The 5,174-nt window shown below is 59.4% G+C and carries 4 protein-coding genes; all 4 read right to left on the minus strand.

Features of this window, described 5'->3' with window-relative positions; translation table 11 throughout:
• Positions 1-256: 256 nt before the first annotated feature.
• Positions 257-1,663 carry a hypothetical protein gene (locus VN887_11780; GenBank protein ID HXT40683.1) on the minus strand — a complete coding sequence of 469 codons (1,407 nt, stop codon included), beginning with the start codon at positions 1,661-1,663 and terminating at the stop codon, positions 257-259.
• Between the two features lie 61 nt (positions 1,664-1,724).
• On the minus strand, positions 1,725-2,711 hold the full coding sequence (locus VN887_11785) for a hypothetical protein (protein ID HXT40684.1): 987 nt from the start codon (positions 2,709-2,711) through the stop codon (positions 1,725-1,727).
• A 98-nt stretch (positions 2,712-2,809) separates the two neighbouring features.
• The gene (locus VN887_11790; GenBank protein HXT40685.1) at positions 2,810-4,216 is read right to left on the minus strand and encodes a DUF1501 domain-containing protein; all 1,407 of its coding nucleotides are present in this window, start codon (positions 4,214-4,216) and stop codon (positions 2,810-2,812) included.
• 119 nt (positions 4,217-4,335) lie between these two features.
• Positions 4,336-5,174 (minus strand): DUF1553 domain-containing protein (locus VN887_11795; GenBank protein HXT40686.1); only part of this gene is annotated, 839 nt, incomplete at its 5' end.

A 5,174-nucleotide genomic window follows, 5' to 3' on the forward strand; every position in this document is an offset into this window, starting at 1 on the left:
CGGCTGATGGGGATCGGGATTAGCGTCTTTTGGCCGGTCATGACTTGGTCCGCGAAAAAACCGGCATTGATAAGCCCCGACTTTCAGGCGGCGGCGCACTTGCGGTCGTTGGTGTTGAGCGCGGGTGAAACGTGCAGTCCGTCCTTGTACTCTTTTTTGCAATTCGTTATTCGCATCACGGGGATAAGTGCAGTCTGCGTCTTACGTCGCACAGGCTAACGGTCTGATACCATCGCGGCCAATTATGCAGTCTCGGTTAAGGGCCGACCTCGATCCAGCCCACGCCGTATGGTTCGAGCCGAGTTTCGATTGGCCGTAGTTCCAGTTCCGAAACGTCCCCGTGGCGGATGACCTCGAGATTGTTCACTGGCAAGTCTGCGTTCAACTTCATCAAACGGAACTCGCCGTGCTCGCGACGGGGAAATCGAACGGCCACTTCGGCCGCTTCGTTTTTGCCCGACGATGGAAAATTCCAGAACACGACGTGACACCAGCCCCCATTTCGCGCGGCCAGGGCCTTCACTTCCACGGTCGTCCCGCTCACCTGCAGCTTTTGCCCTTTGATCAAGGCAAGCAATCGGAACGCGTAGTAGGCCGGCCGCACACGGCCCTGATTGTCCCAGAGTCCGTCGTACTGCGGCATGATATTCCACCAGTGCGCCATGAAATCGACCCCTTTCCCGGACATCCAGAGCGAATACTTTGAGCGGTCCACAAAAACATCCCGGATGTGGTAGTAGGCCGAGCGGGTGAGACCCTCTTCGTAAAAGCCCCGCGTCGTCTCAAGCACAAACGCCGGTTGGAAAGCCGCAGTCAGCACGGGATTGCCCAACGACATGTTCCATTCGTCCAAAATGGTTTCCGTTGCGGCCAGGCGAGGATATTTGCCGAGCTTCCCCTTCACTTCTTCAATGCTCCCGCGAAACTGTCGCGGGTCGTTGCTGTAGATGTGCCAGGAGAAAAAATGGAGCGGCGCGTCGCCTTTGCCGCAGTGTTCAATCAGCGCGTCGCCCAATCGACTCCGATATCCAGCCAGCGCCGGGCCGCCCACTTTCGCCTCGGGGTCGGCCCGGAGAATGGCACTGGCCGTGTGCCGGTAGTAAGTAAAGTAATCTTCCGGCTTGAACCGGTATGGACAACCGCCGTCCTCGCCAATGTCCGGCTCATTACTCACCTCCCAATACTCTATACCGTATCGGCGGCGCTGATTACAGTGCCTGAACAGCTCGAAAATCAGCTTCTCCCATTCCAGGTAATCGTTCGGATGCACGATGTCCTGGTCGATTTTCGGAAACAGCGAGTGCGGCTTGAAACACAGACACAGGAGCGGCTTCGCGCCGGTGGCCAGGACGGCTTCGATGCTCTTGTCCAGAGTGCCCCAATGATAGCGGCCCCGTTTTGGATAAAGGTCGAAGTACTCCTGACCAAACAGCCGGATCGTTTGCGGCTGGAGCTCGGCGATCTGATCAGTGTGCGGGCCGATCATCGGTTTGTCTGAAAGGCCGCCCTGCCCGAGCGCATATCGGGTCAAATCGATGTCGCCGATGGTTTGTGTGGCATCGACCGCCAGTTCCACCGTCGCCGCAAGGACGGGCCGGCCGAGCAAGAGAAACACACAACCCAATGCGGAGAGCGTCGCACGCGGGAATCGGGCGGAGTTCATAATCGGATTGGCGGGTCAGCTGGCAACCAGATCAAGAGAAGATTCGTGGCGGCGGCCTTCGTTACGGTTTCACTGCGCCGCGCTCGCAGATCTCACGCACGATGGCCGCGTTCTCGCCTACCTGATCACTTATCTGGTTATACATGCCAACGATTAGCGCGTCCGTCGGCTTCACGCTGCCCAAGGCGATTTCCAGGCACTGGCGCACTTGCGCCGGATTCTCGATCCGCCGTCCCGCCGCCAGGACCTTGTAGGCGAGGCAGGTTTTCCGCGTTTTCTGGATCACGTTGAACATGCGCGGCGGGTCGCTGGACAGATAAATTTCGCCCACCGGCAGTTCACCTCCGAGCAGTTTCTTGAACTCTTCGCGCGGACGGGTCAGATAATAGAGGCAGCACATGAAGTAATCGACATCCCAACCCTTCTCCTCCGCCAGTTCGATGAGGACCGGATTGTGCGCAGACAACCCCACCAGCACACCCGCCTGGCGAATGCGCTTGAGCAAATCCGCGAGCGTCGAAAGCTTGTTTTGCCGATGCAGCCGTTCGGAGAGCGAACCGTGCGGCGCGATACCAACGGGCTTGCGCCTGGCCGCGTCCTCAATCAGGTGCGGTTTCTCGTCCCAATCGGGTTTGCCGAGACAGAGCCAGTGCATTTTGCCTCCGGCGCCGCGGTAACGATCCAGGTCGGAGAGCGTGCGCCCGGCATAGCTGTTTTGCCAGGTGTTGATCCCCCTGGCCTCGGCGTGCTTGAGCAATTCAACGACGCGCTCCGGCGTGTGCCAGGCCGTCTGATATTCGCTGAGGATTCTGTTGAAGTGCGAATAGCCGTAAATTGGATTACCGCCGATGATGAGCCGTGTCACTTCGTGCCGGCCAAGCCTGATCGTTGGCAACAACGGATCGCTCGGCGCGGATGCCCCCGAAGCCGGAAGCGCCGCCCACACCGAAGCGCCCGCCGTAAGCCCCGCAGCCTGTTGGAGAAACTCCCTTCGACTTTTCTGCGACGCGCCCGGTTCAAACGAACCGGCTTCTTCGTTTTCGCTCATAAGCGCCTTTCCCTCACAGAAGGGATAGGTCCGCAAGCTCCTGACGGTTGCGAGGCTTTCACGTTCCGACCCGCGGCAGAATTCCATTCTGGAAAACACTACGCCACGACTTCCATGACCGGATTCCCTTCTGAGATGAGCACAGGCCGGTTTCCTGGCGCGTGGACTTCCGAGTGCGGGTCAATTCCCAGCAGATAGTAGATCGTCGCGGCCAGGTCCTCGGGGCGGACAGGATCTTTGGTCGGATGAGCGGCGGTTTTGTCGGATTCTCCGTGAACAAAACCGCGCTTCACCCCGCCGCCCGCGAGCAACACCGTGTAGCAATCCGGCCAATGATCGCGGCTCGCCTTTTCGTTGATCTTCGGCGTGCGACCGAATTCGCCCATCCACACCACCAGGGTGGTGTCGAGCAGCCCGCGCTGGTCGAGCTCCTCCAGAAGCGTCGGCAGCGTCTGGTCCGTCATGGGCAGGTGATATTTCTCCAGCACGGGAAACATTTTTTTGTCGTTGTTGCCATGGGTGTCCCAGCCGCTGCCCACGTCCCCACCGATGTTCGCCGAGAAATAAGCCGTGACAAATTTCGTTCCCGCTTCGACGAGGCGCCGCGCCAGGAGGCAGCTTTGGCCGTAAGTCGTGCGCCCGTAGCTGTCGCGCACCTTGTCCGTTTCGGTGGACAGGTTGAAGGCTTCGCGCAGCGTTGGTGAATCGAGCATCGCCAGCGCCTTTTCGTAGTAGGCATCCAGGCCCCGCGCCTGGGCCGACTGTTCGAGCAGACTCGATTGTCTGTCGATCACCTTTTGGATCGAGCGCCGGTGCATCAGGCGTTCGTAACTCACGTTCGCCGGCAGATTCAGTTCCGGCAGTTTGAAATCGGGCCTGTTCGGGTCTCGTGTGATAAGCAATGGATCGTGCATCTTGCCCAAAAAGCTCGCCCCTTGTCCCGGTGTGATCGTGCCGTCGCCGATGACCCACGGCATCGCCACGAAGGTCGGCATCGCACCGCCCACCGGCGCAAGATCATCGACCACCGACCCGTAAGCGGGAAACAACTCCGGCGAATCGCGCAACGTGATGTCGTCCACCGGCGGCGCATGACCGGTGAGCGCGTAGTACGACGCCGGGTTGTGGTTGTGTACGTTGTGGTGCATTGACCGGATGAGCGTGACCTTGTCCATCACGCGGGCCAACCGCGGCAAGTGTTCACTGATCTGGATGCCGTCGGCCTTCGACGAAACCGGTCTGTGCAAGCCCCGTACGGCTTCGGGCGCGTCCGGCTTCATATCAAACATGTCGATGTGACTCGGCCCGCCGAACTGATAGAGGAAAATCACGGACCTGGCGCGCGCGCGCGGGCCCGTCTTGAGGGACTGAAGTGCTTCGGCCTGGAGCAATTTCGGCAGGCTCAATCCCAGCAATCCGAGACCGCCCACCTTGAGCGCGTGCCGGCGCGAAAAGCGCGTTGAGTGAAATCCTGCGCAGGCAAAAGAGTGTTGCGACGGACTCATGACGGCTTCAGTGTCGTATCATACTCAAGGGCGTCTTGCGCGCAAAACCTAAATCAGAAGAAATCCAAAGCTCATGCTCCAAACCATCCGGTGAACGTCACGGTGGCCACGCCTGAAATTCATTCCCGAAAGACAAAATCCTTCGAGTTGAGCAGGGCCCACAAAATGTCTTCCAATTCCAGTCGGCGGTCGCTGGCCGCTTCGAGCGTGGGAAGAAGGTTATTCAATTCAGACTGCGTTGGCGGCCGGGTAAGGGCGGTCCAGAAAAGTTCTTCGACGATTTCCTTGTCGGATTTGTCAGAAGCCACGAGACGGCGGATACGATTCTCTTTTTCGGCGAGAAGCTCGCTGATCGTTGGGCCGCTGATCATCTGGAAGGCCTGGGCCATGTTGCACTCACACGAGCGCTCGGTGTCAGTGGTCAACAGCCGCGGCGGTTTGCCGAACAATTCAAGGAACTGGTCCAACGGATGCGCCCGGCGTTTCCCTTTGCTTTCCGGGCGCACGCCCGGCAGCTGCGCCGCGCGCATTCCCGCCGGATAACCGGCGAATTTGAGCGGCACGTCCGTCACTTCGCTTTCGCAATCGAGCAATTGTTCCGCCCCCAAACGCCTCACCAGCGCGTGTGAAAAATGGATTTCATCCCCTTCGTCGGTCTCGTTCGGTACGGACGACAGTTGATACGTTCGCGAGTTCATAATAAGACGTATCAGGTAGCGCGCGTCGAATTTGTGCCTCACCAAATCCCGCGCCAGCGCATCGAGCAATTCGGGATGCGACGCTGGGTTGGTGGCTCGAAAGTCGTCGGGCGGATCCACCAGGCCACGACCCATCAGATGATACCAGATGCGGTTGGCCTGTACGCGCGCAAACAATGCGTTGGACGGGCGGGTAAGCCAGTCCGCCAACGCCTCCAGATCCGCTCCGTCGTTGGCGCTTTCAGTCCCGGCGGCCCCGA

It is taken from the genome of Candidatus Angelobacter sp., assembly GCA_035607015.1.
GTDB lineage: Bacteria > Verrucomicrobiota > Verrucomicrobiia > Limisphaerales > AV2 > AV2.

Excerpts from the sequence above, each read along its gene's own strand:
- VN887_11790 (HXT40685.1), bottom strand. The coding sequence starts at position 4,216 with ATGAGTCCGTCGCAACACTCTTTTGCCTGCGCAGGATTTCACTCAACG.
- VN887_11780 (HXT40683.1), bottom strand. The coding sequence starts at position 1,663 with ATGAACTCCGCCCGATTCCCGCGTGCGACGCTCTCCGCATTGGGTTGT.
- VN887_11785 (HXT40684.1), bottom strand. The coding sequence starts at position 2,711 with ATGAGCGAAAACGAAGAAGCCGGTTCGTTTGAACCGGGCGCGTCGCAG.